The organism is Companilactobacillus sp., from assembly GCF_022484265.1.
GTDB lineage: Bacteria > Bacillota > Bacilli > Lactobacillales > Lactobacillaceae > Companilactobacillus.
Genome location: NZ_JAKVLR010000001.1, coordinates 77,554 through 94,401, shown reverse-complemented (window position 1 = coordinate 94,401; position 16,848 = coordinate 77,554). Strand labels below are relative to the sequence as shown.

16 protein-coding genes are annotated in these 16,848 nt (G+C 36.2%); 6 read left to right on the top strand and 10 right to left on the bottom strand.

The window, feature by feature from the left end:
• Positions 1-3: 3 nt before the first annotated feature.
• On the bottom strand, positions 4-333 hold the full coding sequence (locus tag LKF16_RS00430) for a thioredoxin family protein (RefSeq protein WP_434735172.1): 330 nt from the start codon (positions 331-333) through the stop codon (positions 4-6).
• Between the two features lie 127 nt (positions 334-460).
• Here LKF16_RS00430 and LKF16_RS00425 point away from each other — a divergent pair, with 127 nt between their 5' ends.
• On the top strand, positions 461-775 hold the full coding sequence (locus LKF16_RS00425) for a hypothetical protein (RefSeq protein WP_291471870.1): 315 nt from the start codon (positions 461-463) through the stop codon (positions 773-775).
• A 1-nt stretch (position 776) separates the two neighbouring features.
• Here LKF16_RS00425 and trmB read toward each other — a convergent pair whose 3' ends face one another.
• The 3 genes from trmB to LKF16_RS00410 are packed head-to-tail and all read right to left on the bottom strand — an operon-like array spanning position 777 to position 3,385.
• Entirely contained in the window at positions 777-1,424 is a 648-nt protein-coding gene (gene trmB / locus LKF16_RS00420; RefSeq protein WP_291471868.1) for a tRNA (guanosine(46)-N7)-methyltransferase TrmB, read from the bottom strand.
• Positions 1,424-2,653, bottom strand: a complete 1,230-nt coding sequence (locus LKF16_RS00415; protein WP_291471866.1) for an ABC transporter permease — start codon at positions 2,651-2,653, stop codon at positions 1,424-1,426. Before LKF16_RS00415 ends, trmB begins: the two co-directional genes overlap by 1 nt.
• A complete protein-coding gene (locus tag LKF16_RS00410) occupies positions 2,654-3,385 on the bottom strand; it encodes an ABC transporter ATP-binding protein (protein WP_291471864.1) in 732 nt (243 codons plus the stop codon).
• Between the two features lie 89 nt (positions 3,386-3,474).
• On the opposite strand from LKF16_RS00410, the gene LKF16_RS00405 reads away from it, so the two are divergent.
• The 3 genes from LKF16_RS00405 to LKF16_RS00395 all read left to right on the top strand — a co-directional run bounded on the left by LKF16_RS00405 (position 3,475) and on the right by LKF16_RS00395 (position 5,225).
• The gene (locus LKF16_RS00405) at positions 3,475-3,903 is read left to right on the top strand and encodes an HIT family protein (RefSeq protein ID WP_291471862.1); all 429 of its coding nucleotides are present in this window, start codon (positions 3,475-3,477) and stop codon (positions 3,901-3,903) included.
• A 1-nt stretch (position 3,904) separates the two neighbouring features.
• Complete coding sequence (locus tag LKF16_RS00400; RefSeq protein ID WP_291471860.1) at positions 3,905-4,204, top strand: hypothetical protein; 300 nt, start codon at positions 3,905-3,907, stop codon at positions 4,202-4,204.
• Positions 4,205-4,319: 115 nt separating this feature from the next.
• Positions 4,320-5,225 (top strand): peptidylprolyl isomerase PrsA, encoded by a 906-nt coding sequence (locus LKF16_RS00395; protein WP_434735171.1) that lies wholly within the window; start codon positions 4,320-4,322, stop codon positions 5,223-5,225.
• Between the two features lie 81 nt (positions 5,226-5,306).
• On the opposite strand, the gene LKF16_RS00390 is transcribed toward LKF16_RS00395, so the two are convergent.
• From LKF16_RS00390 to LKF16_RS00370, 5 genes are all read right to left on the bottom strand, one after another.
• Complete coding sequence (locus LKF16_RS00390) at positions 5,307-6,251, bottom strand: 3'-5' exoribonuclease YhaM family protein (RefSeq protein WP_291471857.1); 945 nt, start codon at positions 6,249-6,251, stop codon at positions 5,307-5,309.
• Positions 6,244-8,697, bottom strand: a complete 2,454-nt coding sequence (locus LKF16_RS00385; RefSeq protein WP_291471855.1) for an ATP-binding protein — start codon at positions 8,695-8,697, stop codon at positions 6,244-6,246. The genes LKF16_RS00390 and LKF16_RS00385 overlap by 8 nt, the downstream gene beginning before the upstream one ends.
• On the bottom strand, positions 8,694-9,866 hold the full coding sequence (locus LKF16_RS00380) for a metallophosphoesterase family protein (RefSeq protein WP_291471853.1): 1,173 nt from the start codon (positions 9,864-9,866) through the stop codon (positions 8,694-8,696). The genes LKF16_RS00385 and LKF16_RS00380 overlap by 4 nt, the downstream gene beginning before the upstream one ends.
• Positions 9,867-9,927: 61 nt before the next feature.
• On the bottom strand, positions 9,928-10,266 hold the full coding sequence (locus LKF16_RS00375) for a YlbF family regulator (RefSeq protein WP_291471851.1): 339 nt from the start codon (positions 10,264-10,266) through the stop codon (positions 9,928-9,930).
• A 9-nt stretch (positions 10,267-10,275) separates the two neighbouring features.
• On the bottom strand, positions 10,276-12,351 hold the full coding sequence (locus tag LKF16_RS00370; RefSeq protein WP_291471848.1) for a PBP1A family penicillin-binding protein: 2,076 nt from the start codon (positions 12,349-12,351) through the stop codon (positions 10,276-10,278).
• Positions 12,352-12,439: 88 nt separating this feature from the next.
• On the opposite strand from LKF16_RS00370, the gene LKF16_RS00365 reads away from it, so the two are divergent.
• Both LKF16_RS00365 and LKF16_RS00360 read left to right on the top strand, forming a co-directional pair.
• Positions 12,440-13,339, top strand: coding sequence for an RluA family pseudouridine synthase (locus LKF16_RS00365; RefSeq protein WP_291471846.1), 900 nt, complete (start codon positions 12,440-12,442; stop codon positions 13,337-13,339).
• 375 nt (positions 13,340-13,714) lie between these two features.
• Positions 13,715-15,838 carry a hypothetical protein gene (locus LKF16_RS00360; protein ID WP_291471844.1) on the top strand — a complete coding sequence of 708 codons (2,124 nt, stop codon included), beginning with the start codon at positions 13,715-13,717 and terminating at the stop codon, positions 15,836-15,838.
• A gap of 88 nt (positions 15,839-15,926) precedes the next feature.
• Here LKF16_RS00360 and LKF16_RS00355 read toward each other — a convergent pair whose 3' ends face one another.
• Positions 15,927-16,844: a prenyltransferase gene (locus tag LKF16_RS00355; protein ID WP_291471842.1), complete on the bottom strand. Its 918-nt coding sequence runs from the start codon at positions 16,842-16,844 to the stop codon at positions 15,927-15,929.
• Between the last annotated feature and the right edge of the window lie 4 nt (positions 16,845-16,848).

Below are 16,848 nucleotides of genomic sequence, written 5' to 3'. Positions count from 1 at the left end.
ACATTATTTATTAATGACCGAATTTACAAATGACTCAACCTCATCTTTTGTTTTACGGTCTTTATTAACTAGTCTACCAATTTCTTCGCCATTTTCAATAATAACAAAGCTAGGAATACCCATGATATCCAAATCACGTGCAATTTCCATATTATTATCGCGATTAAAACTTATCCATTGGAAATCGGAATATTCTTGTTCAAGCTCTGGTAGTTTTGGTTCGATAAATTTGCAGTCTGGGCACCAGTCAGCATAGAAAAATAATATATACTTGCCCTCTTTAGTTACCGCTTTCAAGTCAGTAGTACCAAAATCTTCAAATTTTTTCATAATTTTCTTCACCTCGTAATTTGAATATACTTTTTTCAACCAAAACGGTCAATTAAACAGCTCTTATATAGCCTGATAATACATAATAGTGTTAATATGAAACTATAAAACATCAAGGAGTGATTTAGATATGAGTAAAAAAGGTATTGGTTCAGTTATTTTTGCTGGAACCGTTTTAGTTGCTGGTGCAGCTGCAACCGTTCTAGTTAAACATCATTTAGATAGCGAAAAAATCATCGACAAAGTAAAATCAGTTCTCGGAGAAGATAGTAAAGTCATCGGATCATGGGTTGAACCATTCTATCAACGCGTAGATGTTAATGGACAATCATCATGGGGAATTGTCGGTGGCGTAACAACTATGGATGATTTCGATGTTTCACAATATCACTTCATTGCTGATGCTGTTTCAGGCGAACTACTTAACATTAAAAAAGTACAATAATCTATTTTTCAAAATGGGCTTTCAGGTAATTGATCCTGAAGCCTTTTTTTGAGAACTTTTCTTCATATTCAGTTTGAATGTTGTTTTGATTCAAAGCTTCATCATTGTGGAGATCTAATGATAGTTCATCAAACTTCATTCCAAAATTATTCATACTGATCAATGAATATTCGAATAATCCCTGATTGTCCGTCTTGAATCTAACGTAACCGTCATCTTTTAAAACGGTCTTATATTGTTGTAAGAAGGCTTTATATGTAAGCCTTCTTTTTTCGTGTCTAGTTTTTGGCCATGGATCTGAAAAGTTCAAATAGATTCCATCAACTTCGCTTTCACCAAATAACTCAGTCAATTTTGAACCATTGTCTAAAAGCAATTGTAAATTGGGCAAACGATTTTCAACTTGTTTTTTAAGAAGTAAAGCAATCGCTCCCTCTTGAACTTCCATGGCGATGTAGTTATTTTGAGGATTCTGTTTGGCTAATTCTGTAATGAATCTACCTTTGCCAGAACCAACTTCTAAAAATAGTGGCTGTTCTTTTTCAAATTTTGATTGCCACTTACCTTGCATGCCTTCTGGTTGAATTGAGATCAAGTCTAAGTTTTCATTGATCATGTCTTTAGCCCAAGGCTTATTTCTTAATCGCATTAATACTCTCCGTTACTTAAATATTTTTTTAATTGATGAGGCATGTAGAAATAATTCAAGAAAATAATAACTACTAAACCTGCTGCTAGGATTATCACGCTGTTGGTACTGAAACCAAATTTATAGACAATTGCAAAAATGCTAACGAACCATTGGATCAGCAACATGATATTACTGATTTTAGTAAAGTCATGGATCTTGCTTTGTGAGCTGACTGGATAAAGTCTCTGCATTAAGTTTTGCATAACTTCTTTAAAGTAAGGTTTCAATTGGAAACCGACCAAATAAATGAACAGCATTTCGCAGATCAATGAGATATAGAAGTTATCGATCAATGCCAACAAAACTACTTGAACGATAGTTAAGCGAACAAATAATCCCATGTATTCATTGTTTCTGACCACTCCACGAGCAAACAAATATAAGTAAGTGTTCTTATGATCAAGCTTGATACCATTAAATAAGAAATCAAGCCATTTACGACGTTTGATCTTGCTGGTAACACCTGGTACGTCAGTAAATAAGTTATAAAATCTTTTGACTCTGAACATTCTTTGATTCTCATCTGAAATTGCTTTTTGCCATTGTAACTGACCTGATTCTGCCAGTTTCTTAGTTTGTGTAGTAACGACTAGCCAAGCGATGATGGAAACAATCGCAGCGATGGCTGGGAATGTGTAGATCGATACAAAAAGGAGAATCAAATAAATTACGTTAACAAATAAGCGTAAGTTGATTCCAAATATAGAATGATGGTTATACAATCCCAGCAATTCAACATCCAACATTAACATTTTAAATGCTGCAGCGGAGACCCCTAGTAACACAATATTTAGGACCGAAATTGAGGCAGCTTGAAATGCAAATGGCGATAGTAAAAATGTCACAATTGCAATCAGCACAATCGGAACAGCACGACTGTAATTTTCAGCTGATTTGAAGTACTGATAAAATTCCTTCTCCCTAACTAATAGGAAAGTACTATCAGGATCTTCCATTAATGTTGCCAAATGTCCAGCTTGGGCACCGATAAACAATAACAACACGACAACAATTTTCCCGAACCATAATTCACCGTGTATTGTTTTTAAGATGTTTGAATACCAAAATCCTAAAGCACCTAACAAGACAATGAATGCTAAGACAAAGGTATCGTTAAAAATTAAACGTAAATATTTAAATTGATCAAGTTGATGTCTTCTTAATCTTTCTTTCCACAGTTCTATCATCTATAAATCCTCGTGAGACATTTTAATGTAGATATCATCAAGATTTGCATCTTGCATATCAAACTTAGCCTTTAATTCATCTAATGTGCCATCAGCACGTACCTGTCCGTGATTAAGCAGAATGAATTTATCAGCATGGTCTTGAACAGTCGCTAAAATATGCGTTGACATCAATACTGAACATCCCTGCTGTTTCTTTTCTTCGACAATATTCAACAAATCATTGACTGCCAATGGATCCAAACCAGTAAATGGCTCATCAATGATAAAAAGTCTTGCATCAGTCATGAACGCACAAACGATCATAACTTTTTGTTTCATACCCTTTGAGAAGTTTTGTGGGAACCAATCTAACTTATTGTCTAAACGGAAAGTCTTCAACAAGCGATTAGCACTTTCCCAAGTCTTGTCGTGATCAAGTCCATACGCCATAATTGTTAATTCAATATGTTCTTTCAAAGTCAATTCTGGATAAAGGATCGGCATTTCTGGAACGTAAGCAATCTTTTTACGGTAATTTTCGACGTCTTGATTCAGACTCATCCCATCAATCAAGATTTGTCCGCCTCGGGGCGTTAAAAGACCAATGATATGTTTGATCGTCGTTGATTTTCCGGCACCGTTTAATCCAATTAAACCAACAACTTGACCATCTTGGACTGTAAACGATTCTTTTTTAAGGACAGCTACTTGACCATAGCCACCTGTTAAATCTTTAATTTCTAAAGTCATGGATAAACCACCTATACTGTTTTTAATAATAACTTATTTATGATAGCATTAAGGTAATTTTAATGCTGTTTTTGGAAGGAGAAATTTACATGGACGACTGTATTTTTTGTAAAATAATTCGAAATGAGATTCCCAACATCACCATTTATGAAGATGATGATATCAAGGCCTTTTTCGATATCTCGCAAGTTACACCCGGACATACATTAGTAGTTCCAAAGAAACATGTTCAAAATATTTTTGAATATGATGAGGAATTAGCTGAAAAAGTCTTCAGAAAGATTCCTATGCTTGCTCGTGCTATCAAAGCTTCGAACAAGGATATAATCGGTATGAACATTTGCCAAAACAATGGTGAGATCGCATATCAAAGCGTCATGCACTCACACGTCCATTTGGTACCTCGTTACTCGAAGAATGATGACTTCTCAATGACTTGGGGAGACAACACTGGTAAAGCAACTAACGAGCAACTCCAAGAACGTGCTGACAATATCAAGAAAAACTTGGAGGCTTAATATGAGTTTTATTCTAGGATTAGTTTTGGGAGGCATATCTGGAGTTGGAGCTGAGTATTACCAGTCAACCTATGCAACACCTAAACATTATCATAACAACATAATCAAGAATATAAAAGATTTAAAGGATGATTTAGTCCAACTCAAAGATCAATCAAAAGACGCTGCAAGTACAGTTTCAGACATTACTAACGATGTTAAAAATTATGCCGAAGATATTCAGCCAAACGTTTCAGAGTTACGTGATTCAGTCACAGAATTGAAGGGAAACCTAGAAAAACTTCAGAATCTGAACAAGTAAATTATGAATTTTTTGTGCTTTTTTTCTTAATAACTAATAAAAGCGCCCTGTTTTATGGTATTCTCTTCAATTGTAGACATATTAAATAAGGATGTGTAAAACGATGAACAAACGATTGACTAGATGGATCTTAGCAATTGCGGGTCTATTATTAGTAACAGTTGTTGCTGGTTGTTCCGGTAATAAAACCGTTGCTACATTAAAGGGTGGTCGAATCACTCAAAATGATTACTACAAGGAAATGAAGAATTCCTCTGCTGGTAAGCAACAACTACAAACAATGATCATCTCTAAAGCTCTTGAAAACCAATATGGTAAGAAAGTTTCAAGCAAGCAAGTTGATAAAGAATACAACAAATACAAGAGCCAATACGGTTCTTCATTTAGTTCAATTCTTCAACAAAATGGTATGACAACTGCTCAATTCAAGAAGAACATTCGTACTAACCTACTTACTAAAGTAGCTCTTGAAGACAACAAGAAAGTTACAAATGCCGACCTTAAGAAACAATGGAAGACTTACTCACCTAAGATCACAGTTTCTCAAATCTTAGTTGCTAAGAAAGCAACTGCTCAAGAAGTTATTGACAAACTTAACGATGGTGGAGACTTCACTAAGTTAGCAAAACAATATTCAACAGATTCAGCTACAAAGAACAAGGGTGGCAAGATGACACCATTTGATAGCGATAGCTCAAGTGTTGATACATCATTGAAATCAGCTGCCTTCAAACTTAAGAAAGCTGGCGACATTTCAACAGAACCAGTTAAGACTCAATATGGTTACAGTGTTATCAAGCTAGACAAGAAACCTGCTAAGGGTAAGATGAGCGACCATACAGCTGAACTTAAGAGCAAGATTTATGCTGGTTGGATGCAAGATTCAACAGTAATGCAATCTGTTATCTCTAAAGTCTTGAAGAAGGCTGACGTTTCAATCAAGGATGACGATTTGAAAGATGTTCTTGCAGGATATGTTTCAAACACAAGTTCTAAATCATCATCAAGTTCTTCTAAATAATTAAATCAATAACCCCTTTCGGGGTTATTTTTTTTCACAAAAATAAGGTATCAGCTGACTTAAGCCAGTTGATACCTTATTTTATTTTTCTGAGTGCTTGTAAAATGAACGGTTATCCATTCCAAAAATTCTTTCTGAGAATTTACCAGGATCTGTCTTATCTAACGCCTTTGTGATCATATTGATCGAAGCATCTAGCACATCGATATCATGCAAGATCTCGGCTTCTAATAGCTTAGGACGTTCTGGTGAACCATATTCTAACAATCCATGATGCGAAAGTACCATATGACGTAGTAGAATCAAATCTTCTGAATCCATGGTCATGTTCAGTTCTTTAGCAGCAAGCACGATTTCTTCATCAACAATCGTGATATGTCCGATCATGTTGCCTTCAAAGGTGTATTCAATCCCTAAGGTCCCCTTTAATTCAATGACCTTACCAAGATCATGAATACATGCACCAGCAATCAATAAAGCTCGATTTACTTGAGGATATTGATCAGAAATTTTTTCAGCCAAACGAACCATGCTCAGAGTGTGAAATGCTAAACCACCTTGAAAATCATGATGATTCGTCTTTGCAGCCGGACTAGTAAAGAATTGATCATGAAATTTCTTGAATAAATATCGCACGATCCTACTCCATGTTCCGTTGGTTATTTGTAAAAAGACGTCTTCAAATTCGTTTTCCATGTCTGAGATCTTTTCAGGTGCTGTTTGAACGAATTGTGACATATCAACGGTAGCGGGATCAATTACGCCTAAACGACTGATAGTCACCTGAGGCTTACCTTGATAGAGATCTCTTTTACCATCAAGCTGAACCACTGCGCCAACCTTAAAGTCTTTGGCATTTTGTTCACTGGCATCCCAGTACTTACCTGGGATTTGACCAGATTTATCTTCAAAAACTAATGATAAGAAGTTTTTGCCATTCTTAGCGAGACGATAATCAGAAAGCTTGATAACTGCTTCCAAACTCATCTGTTCCCCATTTTTATAGTCAGTAATTCTTTTAGCCATTATTTTTATCCCCCTCAAAACTTAGCACATGTTCTTGTGACAACTTCGGATCTAAGTTAGCTGTCACAAAAATCACTTGATTATCTTTGGAAACATCCCTGATCAATTTATAAACCGTATCTGACCTCTCCTGATCAAAATCAACAAAGGCATCATCGATCAATATTGGCAAATCAACCACATCCGAAATTTCAATGACAAATGCAAGTCTCAATGCAATATATAGCTGGACCGTAGTTGCTTTTGATAATTCATGGACATCAAAGATAGTCTTATCCTTGCGCATTAACGACAAGGTATTGGTATTATTCATATTAATATCAATATAATTGCCATTAGTCAATGTTGTGAAGAATCCGACTGCTCGCTTGATCATCTTTGGATAACGATTTTGGCTAGCCAAGTTCAACATTGATTTGATCCAATTGCTAGCTAATTTATCAGCTAACCATTCATCGTATTGATTGACTAATTCTGCCTTGACCTGAGTCAACTCATCGATCACACGTTGATATGCTTGATCATTAAAAACTTGTTTTAACGAACTTTCCAAGTATCCTTTTTTCGTCAGTAATTCATTTTGTTGAGCCGTAACGGATTCCACTGATTGATCGATTTCATGTGACTTATCTGTTAACTGGTTGGCATCAGGTATTTTTTCAAAAGTCTCCAAATCATTTCCAAGATATTCCTTGATCGAATCAAACTGTTGAATTTGTTGTTGCTGACTTCGTTGCAATTCATATTTTTGCTCAAATTCACTCGCAGAGCTAACTGAATAATTCCCCAATAACGTCTGCATTCTATGTTGAAGGTCGGTCAGATTCAATTCGTTTGATTGTAAATGCTGAGCTCGATTTACTTGATCCTGATCTAACATTTCCTGTTTTGTTTTGACTTCATTCAAATGTTGAAAATACTGATCAATTACTGGGATAAAATCAGGTTGACTTAAATTCTGATCTAAAATCCCAATTTGATATAACAAATTCTTCCATTTGTTCAATTCTTTGTCGCTTTCAGAGAGCTTCTTATCTAATTCAAATTGTTCCAGTTTTTGCTGATTCAATTGCATGATCAGTGGTTGTAATTGTTGGACCTCTTCAATGGATTTTCCAGCAAAATGATGCTTTTCCAAAATCTCATTCGTTACTCTGGCAATTTTCTGATTGTTATCGTTGACCAATTTATATTGATAGATGCCGTATCCAATTGCTAATAAAAAAATAATTCCAAAAATAATCTTGAACGTCATTGGCAAAAATAAGATTAATATCAACGAGATCAATCCAACTGATACTATCGGAAGATTCACGGTTGATTTAGATTGTTTGCCGATCAATTTTAATTCTTCGTCAGATAAAAGCGTCATTTGATCAGTTAAATTCGAATGTTGTTCCATCAATTGATCTGTCTCAAAATCAGATTTGCGCAACCGTTGTTGCAATTGACGATTGTCAAAAACATTATTTTGTAGGTCAATTCGTCGATTGTTCAAATAATCGATATCTGCTTGATTAGAGTAATAGTTATCTAACGTTTGCTTTTCAGCTTGACTGATCTGATTTTCTGACTGCTGCTTCTGTGATATCTGCAACGTTTTGATCTGTTGATCCAATTTCAAGAAATCGTCCCAATCGGTGTCAGAAATCGACTGATCTGACTGAACAAAATCTCGATTTAGTCCTTGGTATTGCCGATATTTAGGAAGCTTATCGACTAACTCGTGTATTCTAGTCTGTTTGGTTCGAAGATCAGATAATTCTTTATTTGAATCTTCTAGACTATTTTTTAAGACCGATAATTTTTGAGTGATCTCTCGATATTGCGTTTGTTGATCTTCAAAATTATTCTTCTCGAGCTGTAATTGTTGATATCGTTTGATCGATTTTGCCAAAGGTTGTTTCGACCCGCGTGGTTTATAAACTTCTTCGCTGTCTGAATTTAACTCTTCAGCAGTTTGTAGCCACCGTCGACTTCCCGCGGCTCCTAATGAAAGTATTTGTGTCTCGAGAGTTTGGGAATCTAGATCGTAAATGGAGCGTATATTTTGTTCATCGATCACGTGCGTTGATTCGAAATCATCCTTGCTAAACCCAGCAGTGATTTTATCCAACAGTGCATTCGGAACTAATTGAGAGTCTCTAAACAGGGACAACTCTCCTTCAGCTTTACCACCAACTCTTTTGACTAACCACTCGATTCCTTGATCATCTTGAAAGGTCAACTCACCGCCATAGGCATTGCCATTTTTGGGCTTATACTGCTGATATTTATTGGCTCCACGAGCAGTCGCGAAACCAAATAAAATACTTTTGATGAAATTCAAAAATGTCGTTTTCCCAGCTTCATTATGACCAAACACAATTTGATAATCTGGGTCGATTGAAAATTCTTGATTGACCCATTTACCAAAGCCATAAATTTTAACTTTAATTAATTTCACGATTCTTCTCCAATATGTTTCTGATTAATAATATTTTGAGTGGCAGCTTTGATAGATTGTATAAATTCCGGATCATTCAAATGCTCTCTGATCAAATCAATGTTGTATAATTTTTGATCCATCTCTTTAATGTCATTTAAATCAAAAACTTGTTCAGCACTTTCGTCCCAATATTTTTGATCAATGTTTTGCAAGCGTTGTTCTTGTTTAAATTCAAGCGTTAACTGATACATGACACCATTCAAAGTTTGATGACTAAAATATGTCAACAGTTCATCACGTTGAATTGCTCGAATGATTTCTGGATCTAAACGTTGAGCATTATTGATCGTAAACGAGATCAACTCAGGAGTTTCTGTATCAAGAAATTTCGTGGCTTTATTGATCAAAGAATCCAAATTGTCATCAGAAACAGCATCGATTGTTTGTTTTGTCCAAACATAGCTAGAACTGGCAATAAAATCTAGCGTTGTTCGCTGATTCAAAACAGTTACCAAATAAAATCCTTTTTCACCTGTCTCATTGGGATTTCGTCCCTGGGTATCCCCTGAATAAATTACGTCGGGATTCTCATTTATGACTTCACGTTTATGAATATGGCCTAAAGCCCAATAGTCATAACCTTTTGAAATCAATTCATTTACCATAAATGGTGCATACTCGCCGCTTCCGACACTTCCATGTAAAATCCCTATCTGATAGTCAAAAGCTTCTCTCATCGGATAATTTTGAGCCATATCGTCAGAGATATGCTGTTGGTGATAACTAAATCCTGTAATTCCTACTTTCAAACCATCACGGCTAGTTAACGTCTCTGTTGAAACGGTCTCGGGAAAAATATGAACATTAGCGGGAAATTCAATTACCGAAAAGTTATTTCGGTAATAATCATGATTTCCATAAATTAAATAAACTTGAATGTTATTCTCTTTCAAGCGCGTAAATTGATTTTTTAAAAATGCTTGTGCGTTTAACGATCTCTGCGTGTTGTCATACGTATCCCCCGCCAGAATAACAAAATCAACTCTTTCTCGGATCGCAGTGTCGAAGACTTTGGTGGCCGCCGTATAAGTCGATTTCTGCAAATTATTTTGAAGTTGTTTTGAAAAACTTTTGACGTTAACAAACGGAGTGTCGAGATGTAGGTCAGCTGCATGAATGAATTTCATTTACTTCCTCCTAGAAAAAAAGACTAGGCAAGAATTTGCCCAGTCTTTAGAGTTTCAACAATTAGCCTTGATAAATTTCTGCAATTGGCTTTGAAATAATTTTGTTCGATTCTTGCATCATTGAATCAACTTTCTTTTCTTTATCCATTAAGTTGCTGATTTCTGAAAAGTTTTGAAGTTGATCTGTTAACTTGTGCATTTCTTCAATGTCAGCATCAGTAATTTCTTGACCTTGCATTTGCTTTTGTTGCAAAGCAAATTGTTCGTTTTGAACCTTATCAAAAAGCTTGTATGCTAAATCGTTAGCTTTAACAGCTTCAAAAGCAAGCTTTAATTCAGCTACTTCTGATGATGCTCGTAAGTCTTGTTCCAATTTGTTGGCACTGTCATAAATGTTCATATAGTCCTCCTATTGACCAAAAAAGTTCTTGATTTCATTATACCATTGGCTAGCTTTATCTTTCACGCCGTTTACGTCATCTTCAAAAGATTTAATAAAATCATTGTTGTTTCCGTTGCTATCTTGGCTATCCTCGTTAGCAATTTCCGCGGCATCCTTAGTGTTGAAAGAAGTTCCGTTAGTATTAGGCAAAATGTTTTCCATTTCATTTTTATAAAGTGGAGCAATTGCGTTTTCACTCGTACCTGGAATAAAGTGGGTCTCGCTTCTAGTATCAAACCCGATCCAGTTTGCGACCACGATGTCTGGCGTATAGCCAATCATCCACTGATCATTGGTCCCGTCTTGACCCCATGAACGCGGCACTTCAGTACTACCAGTCTTACCGGCAATCTTATAACCATCTGGTTTTGCTGCAGAACCAGTTCCTTCATTGTAAACACCTAACATCATACTAGTCATTTCTTTAGCAGTATCCTTGTTAATGATCTGCTTAGTTGCATTGCTGGTATTATCAACGATCACAGTTCCAGTTGCATCAACGATCTTAGTAATAAAATGCGTATCAGCTAACTTTCCTTCGTTGGCAAATGCTGTGTATGCTCGTGCCATTTGCAATGGCGAAACACCGGTTGATAATCCACCTAGTGCCAAAGCTAAGTTTTGGTCGTTCTTATTGACCTTGATACCAAAGTTTTCAACGGATGCAACGCCTTTTTTGACCCCGATCTTATCCAACAATGCAACAGCCGGCACGTTTTCACTTTGGGCCAATGCTTTGTACATCGGGATCTCATCTTGATATTGACCATCCGCATTGGTTGGACTGTATTTATTTTTACCAAAACTAGTAATTTGATCCGGTAATTCAGAATCATAGCTGTATCCATTTTGAATAGCTGGAGTATATACGGCTAATGGCTTGATTGTCGATCCTGGTTGTCGTTGCATTTGCGTGGCACGATTATAACCTCTAAAGGTATGCTCGCCACGACCGCCGACTACTGCCAAAATGCCACCAGTTTTAGGATCAACAGCGATTGATGCCCCTTGTACTTCCTTGCCATCAGTCGCGTTAGCTGGGAACAAATAACTGTTATCAAACGATTTCTCCATTGCACTTTGCATATTTTGATCCAACGTCGTGTAAATCTTATATCCCTTATTTAAAACGTCATCTTCTTTAAGACCATACTTATTAACGGCCTCATCGATCACAGCGTCAAAGAAATAAGGATACTTATATGAACTTGACTCTTGATAGTTATCAGTTAAGTCGATAGGTGTGCTCTGATAGTATTTAGCCTGTTGAGAACTTAGCTTATTATTGTCAGCCATCAAACTCAAGACCAAATTACGTCTAGCTTTAGAGTTAGACATACTATCAATTGGGTTGTATGCGTTGGGACTCTTCAAAATAGCAGCCAAAACTGCACCTTCTCCGGGGTCTAATTCAGATGCATTTTTTCCGAAATATTTTTCGGATGCGTCTTGAACTCCCCAAATACCATTCCCAAAATAAGCATTGTTCAAATACATTGCTAAAATCGATTTTTTAGAGTAAACCTTGTTTATTTCAATTGAGAGAAATAGTTCTTCTCCCTTTCTCGACAGTGTCTGTTTCTGTGTCAGCAAGGCATTCTTTGCCAACTGTTGCGTTAAGGTACTACCACCACTGATACCTCGGTGTAACAAGTATCCAACAGCGGCTCTGGCATATCCTTTGACACTAAATCCTGGGTTAGTCCAAAAAGTTCGATCTTCGGTAGAGATCACCGCATTTTGAATGTTTGGTGAAATCTTGTCTAATCCAACATATGTACCCTTTCGTGAGTACAATGCACCAGCATTGTCCCCATCTTTGTCTAAAACGGTCGTTTTAGTTTGCAGCGAGGCTTTTAAATCCTCGATATTTGAAGTCTTTGCTTTATAAGTCCAAAATCCACTTAATACTAAGATCAATGTTAAAAATAAAAGTATTATCCATCTAGTGATTTGAAATCTACGCCAATATCTTTTAATGTATGACCAAGCAACTTTTAGTTTTGGCTTCAGCCAATTCCAAAATCCTCGATTGTTATTCATAGTTGTCCTACCTCTGTAAAAACAAATTTTACCATATAATCGAGATGTTTTATTATTTCAATCCAATCTTTAAGGAGTCCGTAAAAACGTGTATCAAAGAACAATAATTTTTCACTCGAAAAATAATTATGAACCAACGATCCGTGAATTGCTCAAAAAATGGCTCATCCCCAAAAAATGGCAACATTTCTTACGGATTGAACGAAACATTTTGATAAACGGAAAATATCATTCTTTTAACGAGCTAGTGCATGATCAAGATAGTGTGACGTTAAAATTCGATTTTCCTCCGCGGACGGAATCTCAAAACTATCTACCTGGCAAAAGAAAAATAAATATCTCATATGAAGATGCAGACGTCTTGATTGTCAATAAACCAGCTGGAGTCAAAACTCATCCGAACTTATCAACTGAAAATGATTCGTTATTCAACGATGTGCAAACTTATTTGGCACCAGGACATCCCTATATGGTCCATCGGATCGACATGCTGACATCAGGATTAGTTTTGATCTCGAAAACTCCCTATCTCGTTCCGATTTTTAACCGACAGTTAACGACCAAAATATTGCATCGGGAATATTTGGCAATCGTAAAATTGAATAATCCAATCCCAAATTCTGGAACGATCGATAAACCTATCGGGTCAGATCCAACTGATATTCGAAAACAGACCATCAGCGATAGTGGCTTGTCATCACAAACTGATTTCTCAGTAATTTCTAAAAATGATTCATATGCACTTATCCAATTGACTCTGCATTCTGGCAGAACACATCAGATCAGGATTCATCTGGCCAGCATGGGATGGCCGATTGTAAATGACGTCTTGTACAACCGGGATTCACCTGATGGAGAAATGATGCTCTGTGCGTTTAGACTGAGTTATCAAATTCCATTTTCCGATGAATATCGAACGACCGAGATAAAACCTGATGACCAGATGATGGATTTTTTGACCAACCATCATCTAAAAAATGAATTTTAAAATTTACTCATAAACATAACGGCAGATGATCAATTCTGCCGTTTTTTTTATAAAAGATTGTGATTAATATATCTATATCCATCAAATCAATCCTTATTAATAATATTAACCATCCATATCAAATAACTGGTCAAGTTGTTAAAAGAACAGATTTTGTAATTTGAATTTCTGTTGACGTTAACTGATAAATCAACATTTTCACTATGTGAATATTGGAGGAATATATTTTAGTATAAATATCATTTCCACGTCCAATTGTTAATTGGTATATATAATTATTATCGTTTCATAGTGCAAAACCATTTGTTATACTTGTAACAATTCAAGTGCCACGACTTGTAGAACCCTACCACAATTCAAAGATGGAGTTCTAAAATGAAAGCAAAAACAATGTTTATGTCAGCTATCGTGCTCGGAGGATTTGTTGTTCCTTCCATAATGCCGACGGCTGTACAAGCACAACCAATTGATAAACCAGCAGATTCAAAAATCATCTCAAAAAATTCTTCAAAAGATGAATCTAATCCTAACTCTGGAACTATCCACAAGCTGACGGAACCAATCGACCTACAATCTCTTAAAGTTGGAGATCAAGTCGAAATGCCAGCTGACGCAGAATTTTTTGACAAAGATAAAAATGCCAAAATAATCGACTTGGGATTTTGTAAATCTGAAGGTTTAACTGCATCACAAATTTCAGATTTAAAGAATGGCAAAAGAATTAGAATCGATGGCGAGAAAATCACCAAAACTTCCCCATCTGGTCGAGACATTATATTTATTCACGATAATTCAGATTATTTAAGATACAACAATCAAACTAAAGCCCTTGAGCTTGAAGGTGATTCTGGTATTCTTCGTTATAGGATTGACGGCTATACCTTGCTAGTACATTTTGTTAAAGAAGATACAAAAGAAGAATTTGCGACTGAAAAAATTTTTGTCAGACCAAATGATGCCGATAGTGGTGAGTTCAACATCCCCTCAGTTGATAAGACAAATAAATACCCTATTGGATATTTTGATACTGAGGACTACCTAATACTTGATCCTGAGGATAGCTTGAATGGCGATGATTTAACTTACTTTGATACTAAAGAAAAAACTGATTACTTTGATCCGTCTGATTTTTCTGATAAGAATTCTGAGAGAACTTATTATCTGAAAAAAGCTGAAAAGTTCAACGGTCACGTAAATATTTATTTAGATGGAAAATTATATGATTCCAAGAACGATAAGTATTCGACATTCGAAAAATATCGATCAAACGAGCAAAACAAGATTCCTGATGCAGATTTAGCATCGGTAGATAAATCTAAAACTCAATTGACGATTGACTGGTCATATAACCCTGAATCAAGGATTTTTGCCGGTGGAGAATTAATTTATAATAAGTTTCAAGCATTGATCGATAACAACGAACACGTTGCTCAAAATGGCGGAATCGATGATTCATCGTATCTCAATATTATCAACACTGAATATGGTGGCCACACTTACTTGCATCCAGAATTTGCCGGCAGAAAAATCACGCTGGATATTTACTACAAATCCAAAAATGCCGTTACTAGTGACGTTATCATAAAATCCAATCTGGGTGATCAAATAGTCCGTGATGTCTACGGTAAAAAGGGTGACACTATTACGATCGATGTCCCTCAAGTCTATGGTTACATTTCTGATAAAAAAACAGTTAAAGCTAAGGTTACTGACGATGGACAGATCATCACTGACGAATTTGTTACTTATACTAAAGTAAATGAAGATAGCCAAAAAGTATCTGCTGACGTTGAAATTGAAAGCAACCTAGGAAAAGTAACTGTGAAAGACGTTGAGGGTCACATTGGCGATACAGTCGTCGTTGCCGTCCCAGAATTGCCAGGATACAAGGCAAACAAGGCAACTGTAAAGGCTAAGGTTAATAAAGATGGATCCATCACCACTGATGAAAAAGTTGAATATACTAAAATTTCAACTACCGATCCAGCACCTTCTCCTGCACCAAATCCAAGCCCATCGCCTAACCCAGATCCAGAACCAAATCCTGATCCTAGCCCACTTCCTGCCCCACAATTCCCTGTTCCAGAAGATTTTGACGGCTTTCTAGGAACCCATAAGAAAAACGTACCACTTTACTCAATTAACGATGGCGTGGCTACGTTAGGCAATAGATCTCTAGCTGCGCATTCTGATTGGGCATCTGATCAAAAGATCAACATCGATGGTCAAACATACTATCGAGTATCAACCAACGAATGGTGCAAGATTTCTGATGTTTATCGATACGAAAGCACCAATGGTGTCATTACCACTCAAGATTCTGGTGATTTCACCTCACTAGTGGATAGCAATAATAGTGCTATCAAACACCGTAGCTTGGGAAAAAGTACTAGTTGGAAATATGACCGAATTGCCTATTTAGGTGATAAGGAAAAACCGCATTACCGTGTTTCAACTAATGAATTTATCCTGACTTCGCATATTCAAAATTATCGATAAAAAATCCCTTTGAACTAACTATCCAGACGCCGATTTGGCGCGGATACAGTTCAAAGGGACTTTTTTTGATAAATATTAATTAAAATCGTTAACTTACGAGCTTCATGATCACAGTAATGATGGCTCCAAGTGCGACTAGTACCACGTAATACGCTGCTAGTCTAATTGTTGCCTCCAAGACTGTATCAAAGTGTTCCTGCGTTGGTTCTTTTAAAAATGGTCTAAATTTATCCCAAATTCCCGGATAAAACAAAATCAGAATCAAGGCTGTATATGGAACAACTTGCATGATTGCTAAAATTGGAACTAGTAGAAATGAAAGTGCCCAACTGGCTCTAAACAAGTTGATCGAATTGTGAAAACCGATACGTTCTACCAAGCTATCAGCTTTTGATGAGTCTTTTTCAAGTTGCGTCACGTTCCCAGCAATAATTGCTGAGAACACAGCAAATGTATTTGGTAAACAAATAACAATGATATCGATGATCGTACTTGAATCGATCTTACCGGAACTAGCCAATCCCAAATAAATAAAGGCAACTGGAATGATGACCGTTGTGGCAATTGCCATCACAAATTCACCGATCACAGTTTGGTTCAAGGGTTTCGGACCAGAAGTATACAAAATACCCATCACGATACCAAGAATGGCAATCACCAGGATGAACCAACCAGTCGTATATACCAAATATGCTGTGATCACTATGGGAATAAATGCCAAAACATAAACCATTCTTTTGGCGTGAGAAAGTGCTTCTCGATTAACTCCCAATTCGTGGATCTTCTTTAAAAATACACTCGACTTTGCCGATTTATACTCGTTGTAATTATTATGAAAATTAATGATCATGTGAAAAATGATCACTGCCAATAGTCCTAAAAGTCCGTTGACAAAATCAAAGGTCATAAACTTCATAAATGAATAGCTTATGACCAAGATCATTAAACATAAATCTAGTAATGCTGATTTCACATCAGAAAGTTCTCTAAAAAGTTTCCAATCCAAATTT